Annotated in this window: 18 protein-coding genes; 1 reads left to right on the top strand and 17 read right to left on the bottom strand. The window is 37.6% G+C overall.

The annotated features are described in order from the left end of the window. Positions 1-64: 64 nt before the first annotated feature. The 9 genes from MHB55_RS18840 to acpS form a co-directional block, all read right to left on the bottom strand. Positions 65-1,066, bottom strand: coding sequence for a PP2C family protein-serine/threonine phosphatase (locus MHB55_RS18840; protein ID WP_144539622.1), 1,002 nt, complete (start codon positions 1,064-1,066; stop codon positions 65-67). 12 nt (positions 1,067-1,078) lie between these two features. After that, positions 1,079-1,480 (bottom strand): anti-sigma regulatory factor, encoded by a 402-nt coding sequence (locus MHB55_RS18845; RefSeq protein ID WP_144539620.1) that lies wholly within the window; start codon positions 1,478-1,480, stop codon positions 1,079-1,081. A gap of 6 nt (positions 1,481-1,486) precedes the next feature. After that, positions 1,487-1,849 (bottom strand): STAS domain-containing protein, encoded by a 363-nt coding sequence (locus MHB55_RS18850; RefSeq protein WP_144539618.1) that lies wholly within the window; start codon positions 1,847-1,849, stop codon positions 1,487-1,489. Continuing rightward, on the bottom strand, positions 1,849-2,676 hold the full coding sequence (locus MHB55_RS18855) for an STAS domain-containing protein (RefSeq protein WP_151112498.1): 828 nt from the start codon (positions 2,674-2,676) through the stop codon (positions 1,849-1,851). Before MHB55_RS18855 ends, MHB55_RS18850 begins: the two co-directional genes overlap by 1 nt. A gap of 300 nt (positions 2,677-2,976) precedes the next feature. Beyond that, positions 2,977-3,327, bottom strand: a complete 351-nt coding sequence (locus tag MHB55_RS18860) for a type II toxin-antitoxin system PemK/MazF family toxin (RefSeq protein WP_340863825.1) — start codon at positions 3,325-3,327, stop codon at positions 2,977-2,979. A gap of 4 nt (positions 3,328-3,331) precedes the next feature. Continuing rightward, a complete protein-coding gene (locus tag MHB55_RS18865) occupies positions 3,332-3,610 on the bottom strand; it encodes a transcriptional regulator (protein ID WP_225321630.1) in 279 nt (92 codons plus the stop codon). A 133-nt stretch (positions 3,611-3,743) separates the two neighbouring features. Then, positions 3,744-4,853 (bottom strand): alanine racemase, encoded by a 1,110-nt coding sequence (alr, locus tag MHB55_RS18870; RefSeq protein WP_340863826.1) that lies wholly within the window; start codon positions 4,851-4,853, stop codon positions 3,744-3,746. Positions 4,854-4,922: 69 nt separating this feature from the next. Further along, the gene (locus MHB55_RS18875) at positions 4,923-5,942 is read right to left on the bottom strand and encodes a LolA family protein (RefSeq protein ID WP_144539607.1); all 1,020 of its coding nucleotides are present in this window, start codon (positions 5,940-5,942) and stop codon (positions 4,923-4,925) included. A 59-nt stretch (positions 5,943-6,001) separates the two neighbouring features. Continuing rightward, positions 6,002-6,355, bottom strand: a complete 354-nt coding sequence (acpS, locus tag MHB55_RS18880) for a holo-ACP synthase (RefSeq protein WP_144539605.1) — start codon at positions 6,353-6,355, stop codon at positions 6,002-6,004. 68 nt (positions 6,356-6,423) lie between these two features. On the opposite strand from acpS, the gene MHB55_RS18885 reads away from it, so the two are divergent. Then, positions 6,424-7,053 carry a rhomboid family intramembrane serine protease gene (locus MHB55_RS18885; protein ID WP_340863827.1) on the top strand — a complete coding sequence of 210 codons (630 nt, stop codon included), beginning with the start codon at positions 6,424-6,426 and terminating at the stop codon, positions 7,051-7,053. A gap of 44 nt (positions 7,054-7,097) precedes the next feature. Here MHB55_RS18885 and MHB55_RS18890 read toward each other — a convergent pair whose 3' ends face one another. From MHB55_RS18890 to sugE, 8 genes are all read right to left on the bottom strand, one after another. Then, positions 7,098-8,597: a PH domain-containing protein gene (locus MHB55_RS18890; RefSeq protein ID WP_340863828.1), complete on the bottom strand. Its 1,500-nt coding sequence runs from the start codon at positions 8,595-8,597 to the stop codon at positions 7,098-7,100. After that, entirely contained in the window at positions 8,590-9,069 is a 480-nt protein-coding gene (locus MHB55_RS18895) for a PH domain-containing protein (protein WP_340863829.1), read from the bottom strand. Before MHB55_RS18895 ends, MHB55_RS18890 begins: the two co-directional genes overlap by 8 nt. A gap of 229 nt (positions 9,070-9,298) precedes the next feature. Beyond that, entirely contained in the window at positions 9,299-10,834 is a 1,536-nt protein-coding gene (locus MHB55_RS18900; RefSeq protein ID WP_144539597.1) for a DEAD/DEAH box helicase, read from the bottom strand. 319 nt (positions 10,835-11,153) lie between these two features. Continuing rightward, positions 11,154-11,864, bottom strand: a complete 711-nt coding sequence (locus MHB55_RS18905) for an alpha/beta hydrolase (protein WP_144539595.1) — start codon at positions 11,862-11,864, stop codon at positions 11,154-11,156. A gap of 24 nt (positions 11,865-11,888) precedes the next feature. After that, a complete protein-coding gene (locus MHB55_RS18910; RefSeq protein WP_151112492.1) occupies positions 11,889-13,256 on the bottom strand; it encodes a UDP-N-acetylmuramoyl-tripeptide--D-alanyl-D-alanine ligase in 1,368 nt (455 codons plus the stop codon). A gap of 5 nt (positions 13,257-13,261) precedes the next feature. Then, a complete protein-coding gene (locus MHB55_RS18915) occupies positions 13,262-14,368 on the bottom strand; it encodes a D-alanine--D-alanine ligase (RefSeq protein WP_151112490.1) in 1,107 nt (368 codons plus the stop codon). Positions 14,369-14,432: 64 nt separating this feature from the next. Next, positions 14,433-14,747, bottom strand: coding sequence for a DMT family transporter (locus MHB55_RS18920; protein ID WP_144539589.1), 315 nt, complete (start codon positions 14,745-14,747; stop codon positions 14,433-14,435). Beyond that, positions 14,747-15,076 (bottom strand): quaternary ammonium compound efflux SMR transporter SugE, encoded by a 330-nt coding sequence (gene sugE / locus MHB55_RS18925; RefSeq protein ID WP_144539587.1) that lies wholly within the window; start codon positions 15,074-15,076, stop codon positions 14,747-14,749. The genes MHB55_RS18920 and sugE overlap by 1 nt, the downstream gene beginning before the upstream one ends. Positions 15,077-15,131 lie beyond the last annotated feature (55 nt).

Raw genomic sequence — 15,131 nt, forward strand, 5'->3', positions numbered from 1 at the left:
ATTATCCCCCGTTTTCGCTATATATAGTGTATCTATACCACGTTTGAGCCAACGCTAAACATGTTCACAGTGATTTTTTGAAAATGACAAGAGTAAAATCATCACGCTGTTCAAATTCCTGCAATTCTTCTAGCTTATGGAATACATACTCAACCATTTCTTGAGCTGGTTTATCCTTAACGCTTTCTATAATACTCAGGATTATTTTTTGGTCGATAAAGCCTTCCTTTGAACGACATTCGGTTACTCCGTCAGTCATCATCACGATAAAGTCATCTTTTTCAAGAACTATTGAATGTTGCTCATATCTTACATTAGGAATAACCCCTAGCAACAGACCTTTTGCCTGAAGTTCTTTAAACTCGCCTGATTTAGCACAATAAAAAAGAGGTGGCTCGTGCCCAGCTGAAGCATAAGTGAATTCACTTAAAGCTGAATCATATGTGCCATAAAACATGGATATAAACATTGAATCGCTAACACTTTTCTCAACAATTCGGTTAATAATATCCAATACTACGACAGGATCTGTTTCTGGACCATCTAAACTATCCATTCCATATTTAATCATGGACATGCATAGAGCCGCTGGTATCCCTTTTCCGATAACATCAGCAACAGCGATTCCTATTGCATTCTCGTTACTCAAAAAGTGAGTGTAATCCCCGTTCATCTCTTTAGCAGGAACAGAAATAATCCCAATGTCCAAGCCATTCATATTTGGAATTTTAGTTTTTAGCAATGTTTGTTGGACATTTGTAGCCAAATCCATTTCCATTTTAAAATTTTGTTGTTTCTCAATTAGGGTTTGGTGCTCTTTTAAAGCTAAGCCATATCTAATCATCACTTCAATTAAAAAATCAAACGAGTGTAAAACTTCCTCCGGTAAGCCTGGTATAATCTCTTCAAGAGAGGCTTTATGTATACTAATAACTTCCTCCGGAGAGATGCTTTTTTGAATAAGCTGTCTACTAACGTTTTGACCTTCATATAAATTATGCTCTGTTTGACTTAATGTATACTGTTTTAAAATTTCCTTATACTGCTTTTTAAACTCTTGAGGCACTTATTTTACCCCCTATCTCAACCACTTTGTGGCAATGATTGTTGTACCATCTCCGACTACAGTCTCAATTTTAAAGTCGTCCATTAGACGCTTTACCCCTGGCAATCCTGCTCCTAGGCCTCCAGATGTAGTATATCCGTCTTCCATTACTTTACGGACATCAGAAATACCTGGCCCTTCGTCAGAAGCTATAACCAAAATGCCTTTGAGATTTCCTTCTACAATCTGTTTTATTTCTATATTACCTTTTCCTGCATATAAATATATATTTCTAGCGAGCTCGCTAATAGCAGTTGTAATTCTAGCTTGGTCTACTGTGCCAAAACCAGCATCTTTTGCTTCGTTTCTTCCAAGCTGCCTAGCAGCAACTATATCCCACTCACTTATTATGTCAACAGAAGACTTCATATTCATAATGGATTAGTCCTCCAATTCTCGTTCAAGTTTTTCCAATCCATTTTCTAAGTCTAAAGCTGTTGCTACATTTTCAAGTCTTATTCCTAGCTCAATTAATGTTATAGCAACAGCTGGCTGTATTCCTGTTATTACTACCTTAGCTCCCATTAAGCCTGACATATTGATAACGTCTCCTAAAACTTTAGCGATAAACGAATCAATAAAGTCTATTGGCGTTAAATCCAAAACTACTCCTCTAGCAGCAGTGGTATGAAGCTTGTCCAATAAATCCTCTTGAAATGCTAATGCTGTCTGATCGTCCAGTTCCCATTGAATAGATACAATTAAACAATCTCTTAACTTTAAGATTGGAATTCTCGTCATCATTATGAGTTCACCTCTACTATCGCTCGATTTGTTAGTGCTAACGCCTGTTCAACTCCACGTTGTAACGTACTAGTTGTCGTAAAGTCATTAAGATTAATGCCAAGTGTAACGATTGTTTGTGCAATTTCTGGACGAATACCTACTAAGAAACATTTAGCTCCAACAAGGCGAACTGCATCAGCTGCTTGAATAATATGATGAGCGACCATTGTATCAACTACAGGAACTCCAGTTATATCTAACAATACAACCTCTGCACGGTGTTTCACTACACCTTGCAGTAAGTTTTCCATTATAAGCTTTGCACGTTCCGTGTCAATTGTTCCGACTAAAGGCATTACAGATATTTTCTCAAAAACAGGGATAAGGGATGCTGAAAGCTCTTGTAAAGCAATTTTTTGTAGATTCACTGTCTTTTCCCATACTTTCGCGTAGGCTTCAACGATCGTATGAGTAACAGGTGTTAACCAGTTATTTAAAATAGTACGGTAAGATTTGTAATTACTTTCATTTAAGTGTCCTGCAATTTCCATATTTTCGTAAATAACCTCTGTAAAGTTATTTAATGCTTTTAACACAAAGGATATGGACCAGCCGTAACGAACAATTTGAACAGAAAAGTCATTTAGCTTTCCAGTATAAGTTTCATGATCCTCTGTAAGACTTGAAATCATTAACTCCCCAAATTCACGAGCAGTATGATCAATTACTTGTTCTGACATTATTTGAAAAAAACGATCGTCTTTTTCATCTTCCATTTTCTCTTTCCATTTTTCTAATATTTCATCGATGTCATCGTGAATGTACGTAGCTATTTGTTTGTTCATTTGGGTATACCCAACTCCTCACAAAATTAATGGTAATTATATTGTAACGAATCTTAAAGAAATTTACATCTTTTATAATTTCCGAAAGATTCTTTTTCACATTTAGTTGATAGAGAAACACTATTATATCTTCAACAATGATTCTACCCGTTATGCAGAATACAGTAACATATATTTTGGGGAAATCCATTTAACATTAAATGGATTAAAATATTTAGATGAAGAATAAATGGAATAAATCTAGAAACAAAAAAACACAATGCGTATTTGTCGGCTACACATTGCGTTTTGTCTATGTATTTAAAATTTTACGATTCCTAAGCTGATGCCTAGTGCATGATCGACTTCTTCCATCACATCTTCATCTAAGTGTGTGATTTTATCCGTAAGCCTTGACTTATCAATAGTTCGTAACTGTTCTAATAATATAACTGAATCACGTTCAAAATCATACTCTTTTGCACTGATTTCTACATGTGTCGGCAATTTCGCTTTTTGTATCTGAGCGGTAATCGCTGCCACAATTACAGTCGGACTAAACCGATTTCCGATATCATTTTGTATCACCAGTACGGGCCTAGTTCCACCTTGTTCAGACCCGACTACTGGTGATAAATCTGCAAAAAAAACGTCCCCACGTTTTACGATCAAGTTTTCATCCTCCACTTACGAGTCGCTCTGTCGTATGTTGGGCTTCATATTCCGCATGTAGACATTCCATACATATGGATAAGTTAATATGAGACATCTCAACATAACCTTTCATCATCGCTTCTCTTATAAGATTTGCCTGGCCTTTCTTCATATATTCATTTGCATGTACACGAGCAACGCTTTCCCTACCAGTTAATGATTTAGAAGTTTGCACTCCCTCACTAACCATTTGCATTGGAATCTCTATAAGCGCTTCTTTTTTCTTTTTATCACTTACCACAGCAAACACCTCCGACAAAACATTTCCCTATCTGACAATATACTTCATCTTACCATTACTAGAGGTGAAATAAAAGACATAATAAGAAATGGTTAGACAAATTATGCATGAAGAACTACGTTTTGTCGACATTTTACTTGTGATAAATTCTAGGTATTCTAGTAGATAGAGTACAGCATACCTCATATGGAATTGTTTGAAGCGTAGTTGCCCATTCTTCAACCTTAATTTCCTCATTTCCTTGTCTTCCCAGTAAAACAACTTTCTCTCCTATATCCACCGGTCCATTTAAACGAATCATACATTGATCCATACAAATTTTCCCTACAATAGGCACCCTTTTTCCTTCTACTAATACTTTTTGTGTGTGGAGTTTTCGAAGCAAGCCATCGGCATACCCGATTGGCAATGTGCCAATCCATTCTTCTGTTTCCGCTGTATAGGCAGCCCCGTAACCAATAGAGTCTCCCTTATTAACCTTTTTGATGTGCACAATTTCTGTATGCAAGGAAAGAGATTTCTCCAAAGAGAAAGGTAGATGATCATTTAAATAGGGGGAAGGGGCTATTCCATACATTGAAATCCCAAAGCGAACGGCATCCCAACTTTGACTTGGATGCTGTAGAGCAGCGGCGCTATTGGAAGTATGAATCATTTTAGGCTTTTCTTTAAATACTTCTAAAAAGCTTTCAAACCTACTCACTTGTTTTTCAAAATACTCCGTATTCACATCATCTGCAGTTGCAAAATGTGTGTAAACTCCCGTTATTTCTAGAGAATTTGGCTCCTCATTTAAAAACTTTAAAGCTGTCAGGAGGTCCTGGGTGCTTGAAAAACCAATCCTCCCCATACCACTATCAATTTTTATATGCACTTTAACTGGTTTTTCGTTTCCCTTAGTGGCAAAAAACCAGTCAAGTGAATATGCTGTTAAAGTAATATTTTGGGCACTTGCTTCAGGTAAAAAGGAAACTGGTACGGCCCCTAAGACGAGAATCTCTTCTTTTATATCAAAATCTCTTAAATGCAAAGCTTCCTCTGGAGTTGCTACAGCTAGCATGGATACACCTGCTTGAATGGCAGCACGAGCAACCTCAATATCGCCATGTCCATAAGCGTTTGCTTTTACTACTGCAATTACCTCTGTTGAAGAAGGCAGCATCTCTTTGAGTCGAGCAATATTTGTTTGTATTGACTGTAAATTAACTTCTACAAAAGTCGGTCTATATAATTTTTGTGACATTGCTGAACCTCTTCTTCCAATTCTTTATCATAATTATGCTCCTCAGAAGAAGAGGTCGTCAACTAATAATCATTTTAATTCAGAAACTGTCATAGATGCTGCAACCTCGATCATTTCCTCTTTCGTTAAGCTAGATGAAGCAATGAAGAAGGACATACCATCTTGTTCCCAACTGATGGAATGATCAGTTACTGCTCCAATAGCAACACCTAAATCTACTGGATCTCCAGGTGCAAACACAGGGATAGAGGAAGATACATTTGGATCGCTTAATTCTTGAATCACAGTGAAGCCTTTATCTCCACCAAAAGTTAAAACTACACGTTTTTGGTCTTCTAATTTAATCACTTTTTCCTCTACTAGAGGGGTGTTTTCCCATTTAACTACTGGATAATGTGTTTCGAACTCCTTGCTTTCTAACTCAGCAGACGTTTCAACCTTTTCTCCCTCTTCCATTGCAGCTGGTGTTTGTTCAATTTTATAATCTCCAGCAGCACGAGTCTTACCTAGAGAGACTTTGTTAAACTTAATATGAATCTGCTCTTCTTTGTTCTCATTTAATATAGAAACGTCTGTTGGTAACAACGTCTTTTTATCTATATAGATTTTTTGAGAAGGAAGCATATTTTTGTGATTATTAGTTGTTTTTGCTTCAAATACATATTTGTCTCCTTCTTCTTTAAAAGTAGCAGATTTATCTTTTTTAATATCCTCTGCCAACGAACCAATTAGATAAGCTTGGCTATTTTCTGAAGGCCACTTACTTTGGAATTTATAAGTTTTGTTAAGGGCTGGTGTTACGACGAAAACTCCCTCAGCGTTACGAACGATCATTTGAGTATTTTCTGCGTTAGCATCGGAGACCTTTACACGATAAAACTCAGGTTTAGTATGCCAAACTTCTACATCATAAACTCTTGGTTCTGCACCCGTTAGAATACTCATTTCTGCGGTAAGCTCATATCCTTTTGCGTCACTCCATTTGTTACTTAGTTTTTTCACTACGTCTTCCTTCGATTCAGCTCCACATGCAGATAGTACCAGGATCATTGCAAATAAAACTACCAGTTTAGCCACTAGGCTCTTCAATTTTGTCCACCCTTTCTATTATCACTGCCTTCGTTCATTGTATGTAGGTGGACGACCGGTTATGATTGAAGAATTACTTGTGCGGCAGCATAATCTTTTGTGTGAGTGATTGAAACAAAGCCATTTAGAGGCTTTTCCTTAAAATATAGTACAGGTTTACCATTACTTTCTTTTAAAATTTCTATATCCTGAAAGCTACAACTTTTTCCTATTCCAGTGCCTAAAGCCTTGGAAAATGCTTCTTTTGCTGCAAATCTCCCTGCTACAAATTCTAATTGCCTTGAGGATGATAAAGTCTCCATTATTTCTATTTCTTTTTTCGTTAAAACTCGTGGAATAAATTTAGAGGTTTTTAATAAAATGGACTCTATTTTTTTTATTTCTGTTATATCTAACCCTATACCGATAATCATAATTGTTCTTCCTTTCAAATATGGCCTTTTCAAGATATACTATATAGTAAGAAATCCGAGGTGACAGTATGTTTTCAAGAAGAGAAAGTTTTAAAGAATACATAAAATTATATCCTGTTGTATCTACATTATTGGCTATAAATATTATTATTTTCCTGTTAACTATTATACCGGTTTATGGAATATATTTGCGTTATTTTGGAATGGGTGTCAACCTCCTCATTGCAGAAGGAGAGTATTGGAGACTGATCACTCCAATGTTCCTGCATTCAGGTTTTGCTCACCTACTATTTAATATGTTCTCTTTATATATATTTGGCCCGGAATTAGAGCAGCTTTCAGGAAAGGCAAGATTTTTAACAATTTACTTCCTTTCTGGTTTTATCGGAAATGTGGCCACTTATTTGATTCATGACTGGAACTACGCAAGTCTTGGTGCCAGTGGGGCAATCTATGGAATTTTAGGCGCGTTTGCGGCATTAGTCCATTACACGAAGCACTTGTTACCACAGCTTAGACAAATCATTATTCCAATCATCGTTATCGGTGTCATACTCTCGTTCCTACAGCCGAATGTAGGTGTGACCGCACATATTGGTGGATTAATCACTGGTTTTATCCTAGGAATGGTTTTCTTTCATCCTAAGCGAATTGGCTCTTGGAAGAAGAAAAAGAAAAATCCGTATACAGTAGTATAGTAAATCATAAAAAATCTCATAAGATGAAATGAAAAGAACAGCCCTTATTCGGACTGTTCTTTTTCTATGATTGTTTTAGATTTTCGTGTTGGTTCATACCAGTTTAATAGTTTTTCCGAATCCACTTTTTCTATGTGGGGAATCACTGTTTCTGCCCCTCCAACTCCAGATTTAATGGTCACCACTATAGATGCAACATCTGATTTCTTTTGAAAATATGTTGTTCGAGCAGTCATAGACTGAATTCGTCTCTTTTCCATCCAAACGGTCACTCTACTAAATAATCGATATTGAGCGACTAACTGTGTTTCCTCTATATAAAAGCCGGCAGTTTTCTTTTGCCAAACTCCTAAGCCAAAACTAGCAGGTATTAATAGCAGAGATAATAATCCATATGGATAAAAGAAGTAAATGACTGCAGCGGCTATAGGTATAATCCACAGCAAGTCTAAGCGATAGAAAAACTTTCTAGATTTGTTTGGAACTCTTTGAAAGCTAGGCTGTAGCTGAAATTCCGGAAAAATCTCTTCTAAAATAGGATTTATTTCTGTTTTTTTTATTAATGGAAGCAGACGAATCGTTTCGTCTTTTTCTGCCATTGATCCTCCCGCGCTATCTACAGTTACCGTGGCATATCCAGTGAGCTGACGAAGGGGATTTTCTATTAAGCGTATTCCTTGTATGCGCGTTAAAGGAATGGTGATTTTCTTTTTCTCTAGAAGCCCTCTAGTAATAATAATCTCCTCATCCTCTATTCTAATTGTAAAATCATAATAGTTGATGAAAGTTAGCAAGACAGAAACTGCCCATGCAACGAGTAAAACAGAGAAAACAACTAATGCTACCATGAGTACACCAAATTTAATGAAAATCATAATCTCATTATAAATTCTCTCGTAAGGTATCAATTCAGAGAACTGGGATGCAAATACTGCAAGACCAGAAAAGAATACACCTACTCCACCTGAGGTACTTGCTAGAACCAACAGTTCCTTTGTAGACATACGAAAGATTGGCTTTTTTTCTTCCTTCATGGTTTCTGTAATCTCTATTCCCTCTTCTAGAATTGGAGTTTCTTGACTTTTAGCCAGCATTATCTCTTTTTTTATTTGTTCTGCAGCTTCCTTACTAATCGCAGTGAGCTCAGCGTCGGCCTCCTTTGTTGGCCCTCCTCCTGCAGTTTCTACTTTTACCTTAACCAATCCAAAAGGTCTATGGAAAATACCTTCTGTATAGTTGAGGCTTTGAATGCGGTCAAAAGGGATATAACGCTTTTTCTTTACAAAAAGTCCATATTCTATTCTGAGTTCTCCATCTTCAAACCAATAGCGGAATCTCTTCCACTTGATAATTCCACTCACTAACATGAATAAAAGTACTATTGCATAAATTCCATATGTGAAAAGTCCAGACCAAAAGTTTGAATCGTCTCCAAAACCATTCACCACCAATAAAACGATTAATGGAAGAATCATTTCCTTTAACACTTTTACAAAATTAATCAAGGCTGAAATCGGATGAAGCTTATACTTTTCTTTAGACATCTTCTTCCGCCACCCTTGCAAGCACTGATATTCTTCCGCGCAATTCATCTGCTTCCTCCGTTATTAACGCGGGGATAGTGTGACTTGTTGCTGCTGTAGAAATTGTGATAGAAGCTAAACCATACTTTCGTAAAATTGGTCCTTGCTCAGTATCTACATGTTGCACCCTAACCATTGGTACCAGTGTTCTCTTTACTACAAACAATCCGTGCTGCAGCTCGATTTCCTGATCTCTTACTTCGTATCTCCATCTACTCCATCTTACCTTTGGAAATAAGTAAATTAATAAATATCCGACAAGCAATACTACTGCTCCTGCCACTATGTATAGCCATATATAATTTCCGGTAAAGTAGTTGATAACTCCTGTCCCTATCCCTAATAACAAAACAATTAGGGTCTGGATTATGCCATAAATTCTCCAAACTCTTAAACCTTTTACGGAAATTCGGTTAATCGGTTCTCTTCGCATTCTTATGCACCTCTTCTCTTGTCATTGTATACGAAAGTGAAAGGGAAATGTTTCATTTTATCATACATTGAGTTCATAATTTTTCTTTATTTATAAATACAAGATAAAGCATTAATGAATTCTGCTTTTATCAAATGACGCGTTTCGTGGTATTAGGATGTTGCAATACTGCTTATGTATAAAAAAAGGTGAATCCAATAAATTGGATTCACCTTTATATTTTTTAGAATTAGCCTTCGTTACGTGGTGAACGAGTTCTTGTGCTACGTTGAGTAGAACCGTCACGTGGTCCGCTGCTACGACGGCCGCTTGGACGTGAACTGCCACCTGTACGAGAAGATCCGCGATCACTTCCACGACTTGATGAACTACGTCCTCCGCCGCTACGGTTACCTTTGTATCCGCCGCCACCGCTGCGTCCGCCACCACTGCGCTCTCTACGAGCAGGTAATGGGCGTTCTTCAGAAAGTGAGATTGGTGTATCGTCTGGCTCTTTTGTCATTGATTTAATTGCTGCTGCAACTACATCAATAGCTTCGTGCTTTTCAAGCATTTCTGCTGCAAGTGTACGATAGTCACCTAAGTCATTTTTGTTAATAATTTCAGTAAGAGCTTCAATTGCTACACGTTGCTGTCCAACTAATGCTTCATCTGAGCTTGGTGGACGAAGAGCTGTCATACGCTTTTTCGTAGTGTCTTCTACAATGCGCAGGTAGCCCATTTCTCTTGGAGTAACAAATGTTACGGCAATACCACTTTTACCAGCACGACCTGTACGACCGATACGGTGAACATAGCTTTCTGGATCTTGTGGAATATCAAAGTTATAAACGTGAGTAACGCCTGAGATATCTAATCCACGAGCAGCTACATCTGTTGCAACAAGTATGTCAATTTTGTTTGATTTGAACTGCTTCAATACAGACATACGCTTCGCTTGGCTTAAATCTCCGTGAATTCCTTCAGCTAAGTAGCCACGAATACTTAAGGCATTTGCAAGCTCGTCTACACGACGTTTAGTGCGTCCAAAAATAATTGCAAGCTCTGGTTGGTGAACGTTCAAGATTCTTGAAAGGAAATCAAATTTTTCACGCTCTGTAGCTTTTACATAGAACTGCTCAATATTTTCAACAGTCATTTCTTTTGATTTAATCTTTACTTCAACTGGATCTTTCATGAATTTATCAGCAATTTTACGAATTGGTCCCGGCATAGTCGCAGAGAACAATAAAGTTTGACGATTGTCTGGAACACTTTCTAAAATTGTATTGATATCATCAATGAAGCCCATGTTTAACATTTCATCAGCTTCGTCCAAGATTAATGTTTCTACTTGATCAAGCTTTAAAGTACGACGGTTAATATGGTCAAGGATACGACCAGGTGTACCAACGATTACTTGTGGCTTGTTTTTAAGTGCACGGATTTGACGGCCAATTTCTTGTCCTCCGTATACAGAAAGTAAACGAACTTTTTTATCATAGCCCAATTTATATAGCTCTTCAGAAACTTGAATTGCAAGTTCACGTGTTGGAGCAATGATTAAAGATTGGATATTAGGGTTTTTAGGGTCAATTTTTTCAATCATCGGAATACCGAAAGCGGCAGTTTTACCAGTACCTGTTTGTGCTTGGCCAATAATATCGCGGCCTTCCATAGCATGAGTAATAGTACCTTCTTGGATTGGTGTAGCTTCTTCAAATCCCATTCGTTGTACGGATTTTAGTGTAGAAGCGCTAATATTTAATTCTGAAAAATTTGTCAAAATTTTAATCTCCTTTTTGTTCTGTTTTGACAAATGGTTACATTTTCAGATGAAATTGGCAAATTCGAGCCTATACGAGGAACGTTTCCGTTACTTAAAATTCTCTGTGGTTTTAGATCAGAGGGGTCTTATATAAAGGGAAAGCCCGGTCTTTTGCCGAGCGGTTCGTTAATTCTTGCGTAAACAAACCGTTATGTTCAAAAAAAAGTACTCTTCAATAAACGCTGAAGAGTCTTCACACAAAATGTATCCATTGTTCTAAACGTAGTATAGCATGCAATTTTGCTAGTTGCAATGAATTCGAATTTATATCCAGTAGTTAACAAATCTTTTCCTGCACTTCTTCCCTTAAAAATGCAAGAGCTTGTGGAAACCAATTCTGACAATCATCGCTATAGCAAATATGATGCTTTCCGCTATCCGAAAAGATTAGCTGCTTGTTTGTAGATTTAATGTGGTCAAATAAGAAGGGCGCTGCCGTATAAGGAACTATACCATCCTTTTTCCCTTGGACTAGACATACAGGGATAGTAATTTGCTCATAATAGGGTTCTACCATCTTAACCAGGCGTACAAATTCTAAAGCTGCTGGAATAGGGGTTGCACGTAGCTTTTTACTATAGATTTGGAAAAGTGTATTTTCTTCAGACTTACCTTCCACTATTTTTTTTGCTACGTCCCCTATATCATGTAACAGCTGTGCTGGATTTATGTATTTTGCGGCAGCACTTAATAAAACCATTTTATCAATTTTATAGCGCAGAGCTAAATAAATGGCAATAATTCCGCCCATAGAAAAGCCAACTACATACACACGATCTACTTCCTTTTGAAGCATACGCAGTGCCTGTTCGGCAGCCATCATCCACGATTCGGCGGTTAAGCTTTTTAATTCTAAAATTTCTCCATGACCAGGAAGAGTAGGAACTACAATTTGCCAGTCTGTATTTGCTTCCAAGTAGTCCACGAAAGGCTGCACCTCGTATGGACCTCCAGTAAAACCATGTATGCAAAGTATTCCTGTTTTCATGTAAGACCTACTCTCCTATAGCTACTATTTTTGAAAGGGTTCAATAACCTTTTCTAATCTCATTCCCCTTGAACCCTTCACTAAAACAATAGAATCCTTCTTAATGTTTGAATTTAAAAAAGATATAAGCGATTCATAATCATCTTCCACCCATTTTAGCTGTTGTTCACTGAATTTATCTGCCAGCTGGTCATATAACCATTTCATACGTGGACCAAATAAACAAATACCAGAGAATACCTCATTGGAAATCGAATGACTAATTTCTTCATGGAATGATTTTTCATTTGGACCAAGCTCTAGCATATCCCCTAGCACTAACCACTTATCTGGTTTAATAGTCGATTTTTCTAGAAAGTGAATGGCAGCTTTCATAGAAGTTGGCGCCGCATTATAGGCATCGTTTATAAAGATACTGCCATTCTTTGCTTCGATGACCTGCATTCGCATATCTGTTAGTACGATTTGCTTTAATGCCTCACGCATTTGCTGGGCAGACAGTCCAATTTCCTTCCCAATCAGTATAGCTGCCAAGGTGTTTTTCACCTGATGCTCCCCAAGAACAGGTATAGTCATTTCTTCGTTTAGCTCACCACTTACCATAAAACTACTTCCCTGTTCTGTAAAAGTCACCTGTTCAATACGTAAATCATTTAACTCATCAGTGCCAAAGGATTTAGTGTTTAGATCGGGAACATTTGATATGAATGGTTTCAAAAGCGGTTCATCACCATCATAAACAAGTAGTCCGTCCTTGGCTAAACCAGAAATAATTTCAAATTTTGCTTTTGCAATACCTTCACGAGAACCTAGATCTTGCATATGTGCCTCTCCGATGTTAGTTATAACTGCGTATGTCGGTTTTGCCATATTAGAAAGGAACTCTATTTCTCCGAAAGAGCTCATACCCATCTCAAGTACTGCATACTCGGTATCTTCCTCTAAAGAAAGAATAGTAAGAGGAAGACCTAGCTCATTGTTAAAATTTCCTTCTGTTTTCTTCACTCGGAAGTAAGGGGTAAGCATACCTGCTAGCAAGTCCTTTGTGGAAGTTTTACCGTTAGAGCCCGTGATTCCTATAAATACCGTAGAAAGCTCAGACCGATAAGCTCGAGCCATCTGCTGAAGTGCCTCTTCACTACTTTCTACAAAGAGTAAGGGAACATCCTTCGGAGGATTCGGCTCATCCTTTAACCAAAATGCTGCAGCTGCTCCATTTTCAAATGCAGCCTCTACAAATTTATGACCATTCACATTCTCACCACGAAAGGGAATAAATAAATCTCCTGGTCTTAATGTGCGTGTATTAATAGATACCCCTGTAACTACAGGGTTACTAGTTGGCTGTTCTAATCCTAACCACTTTGCAATTTGTGCTAATGTCTTTTTCAACTTAGTCACTCTCCGTCCTTTGAATGCTCAAGCTGCTGTTTTTCCTCATAGCGTTCGATAGCTAGTGATATTAACTCCTCGATTAGGTCTGAGTATGATAAGCCAGAAGCCATCCAAAGCTTTGGATACATGCTAATTGGTGTGAAGCCAGGCATCGTGTTCACTTCATTGATTAATACCTCTTCTGTATCCGTAACAAAGAAATCTGCGCGAACCAATCCAGAGCAGTCTAACACTTTGAATGCACGAATTGCAGCATCCTCTAATGATTTTTGCAATCTATCCGATACTTTTGCTGGAATAGCATAGTTTGTAGTGCCATCTATATATTTTGCAGAGTAATCATAGAAGTCTTTCGTTGGTAATACTTCTCCAGCAACCGAACATCTTGGCGTGTCATTTCCTAAAACACTCATTTCTATTTCACGAGCTACAATACCTTGTTCTACTAGGATTTTACGATCATATTTAAAAGCAAGGTCGATTGCCTTTATTAGTTCCTCACGATTATTTGCTTTCGTTATCCCAACACTAGAGCCTAGATTAGCTGGCTTGACAAATAATGGCCACTTCAAGCTGCTCTCAATCTTTTCAAGTAATAACGCTTGATTGTTTTTCCACTCTTTACGGATGAAATGTACAAAAGGAACCTGCTTTAAACCTGCTTGTGCAAAAAGTTGCTTCATAACTACTTTATCCATTCCAGCAGCTGAAGCTAATACTCCATTTCCCACATATGGCAAGTTCAATACTTCTAGTAATCCCTGAACGGTACCATCCTCTCCATTTGGGCCGTGAAGCAACGGGAATATCACATCTAATCCTTCATTACCAGTCGATGCATCAAGCTCTTGTGAAGAGTTCTCCGCCGGCAGGAAGCTAGTTATGTCATTCGCTTTCCCTGTATCATCCCCAAATTGAAGTGTTTCTACTGTTTCCACAGGACCTAATAGCTTTTGACCCTTTCTCCATTCTCCTTCCTTTGAGATAAAGACGGGGTATACTTCATATTTATCAAAATCAATTGCTTGAGAAACTGCTCTTGCTGTTAATAAAGAAACCTCATGTTCTGCAGATTTCCCACCATATAATAATCCTAATTTCAATTTCATCACTTGTTACCTCCACGTTTTGGATATTTCTATTTTATCACTTCTAATATTAATACATGAACCATTAGCCAAAAAGTTTAAGACCTACGACTCCAAATATAATACAGCTTAAAAAGAATAATTTCAGACGGCTCTTCTTTTCGTTAAAGAAGTACATACCGACTAACACACTTCCCGCTGCTCCTATTCCAGTCCACACTGCATATCCTGTACCCACAGAAATATCCCTTAAAGCCAACGATAGTAAAAAGAAACTTAAAGAAGCAGAAATAATGGTAAGGGCTGTAAATTTTTTGTTTGTAAAGCCATTGGAGAGCTTCATGCAAATAACAAAGGCCACCTCAAATAATCCCGCAGCAATTAGTGTAATCCATTCCATTATTCCACCTCCTCGGTATCACTTAGCTTCAGACCTATAATGCCGAAGAGTAATATACATAAAAACACAATTTTCCCTATACTAACTGGTTCATTAAACCAAAGAATTCCGACAATCGCCGTGCCGGCAGCTCCTATTCCGGTAAATATAGCATATGCAGTTCCTATTGGAATCGTCTTCATCGCCCTCGCGAATAAAAAAAAGCTTATTATAAGAAATAATATTGTGATGATGGACGGGACTAGCTCTGTGAAGCCATGCGCTTCCTTTAAACCGATCGCCCATATGATTTCAGTTAATCCTGCAATTACTAGTAGAATCCAAGCCAATCTCAATCACCTCATATACATAATAAACGCTTTTGCAACGAAATGTAGCAAAAGC

The organism is Psychrobacillus sp. FSL K6-1267 (assembly GCF_038003265.1).
Lineage (GTDB): Bacteria > Bacillota > Bacilli > Bacillales_A > Planococcaceae > Psychrobacillus > Psychrobacillus faecigallinarum.

Excerpts from the sequence above, each read along its gene's own strand:
- MHB55_RS18845 (WP_144539620.1), bottom strand. The coding sequence starts at position 1,480 with ATGAATATGAAGTCTTCTGTTGACATAATAAGTGAGTGGGATATAGTT.
- MHB55_RS18850 (WP_144539618.1), bottom strand. The coding sequence starts at position 1,849 with ATGATGACGAGAATTCCAATCTTAAAGTTAAGAGATTGTTTAATTGTA.
- MHB55_RS18855 (WP_151112498.1), bottom strand. The coding sequence starts at position 2,676 with ATGAACAAACAAATAGCTACGTACATTCACGATGACATCGATGAAATA.
- alr (WP_340863826.1), bottom strand. The coding sequence starts at position 4,853 with ATGTCACAAAAATTATATAGACCGACTTTTGTAGAAGTTAATTTACAG.
- acpS (WP_144539605.1), bottom strand. The coding sequence starts at position 6,355 with ATGATTATCGGTATAGGGTTAGATATAACAGAAATAAAAAAAATAGAG.
- MHB55_RS18885 (WP_340863827.1), top strand. The coding sequence starts at position 6,424 with ATGTTTTCAAGAAGAGAAAGTTTTAAAGAATACATAAAATTATATCCT.
- MHB55_RS18890 (WP_340863828.1), bottom strand. The coding sequence starts at position 8,597 with ATGTCTAAAGAAAAGTATAAGCTTCATCCGATTTCAGCCTTGATTAAT.
- MHB55_RS18895 (WP_340863829.1), bottom strand. The coding sequence starts at position 9,069 with ATGCGAAGAGAACCGATTAACCGAATTTCCGTAAAAGGTTTAAGAGTT.
- MHB55_RS18905 (WP_144539595.1), bottom strand. The coding sequence starts at position 11,864 with ATGAAAACAGGAATACTTTGCATACATGGTTTTACTGGAGGTCCATAC.
- MHB55_RS18915 (WP_151112490.1), bottom strand. The coding sequence starts at position 14,368 with ATGAAATTGAAATTAGGATTATTATATGGTGGGAAATCTGCAGAACAT.
- MHB55_RS18920 (WP_144539589.1), bottom strand. The coding sequence starts at position 14,747 with ATGGAATGGATTACACTAATTGCTGCGGGATTATTTGAGGTGGCCTTT.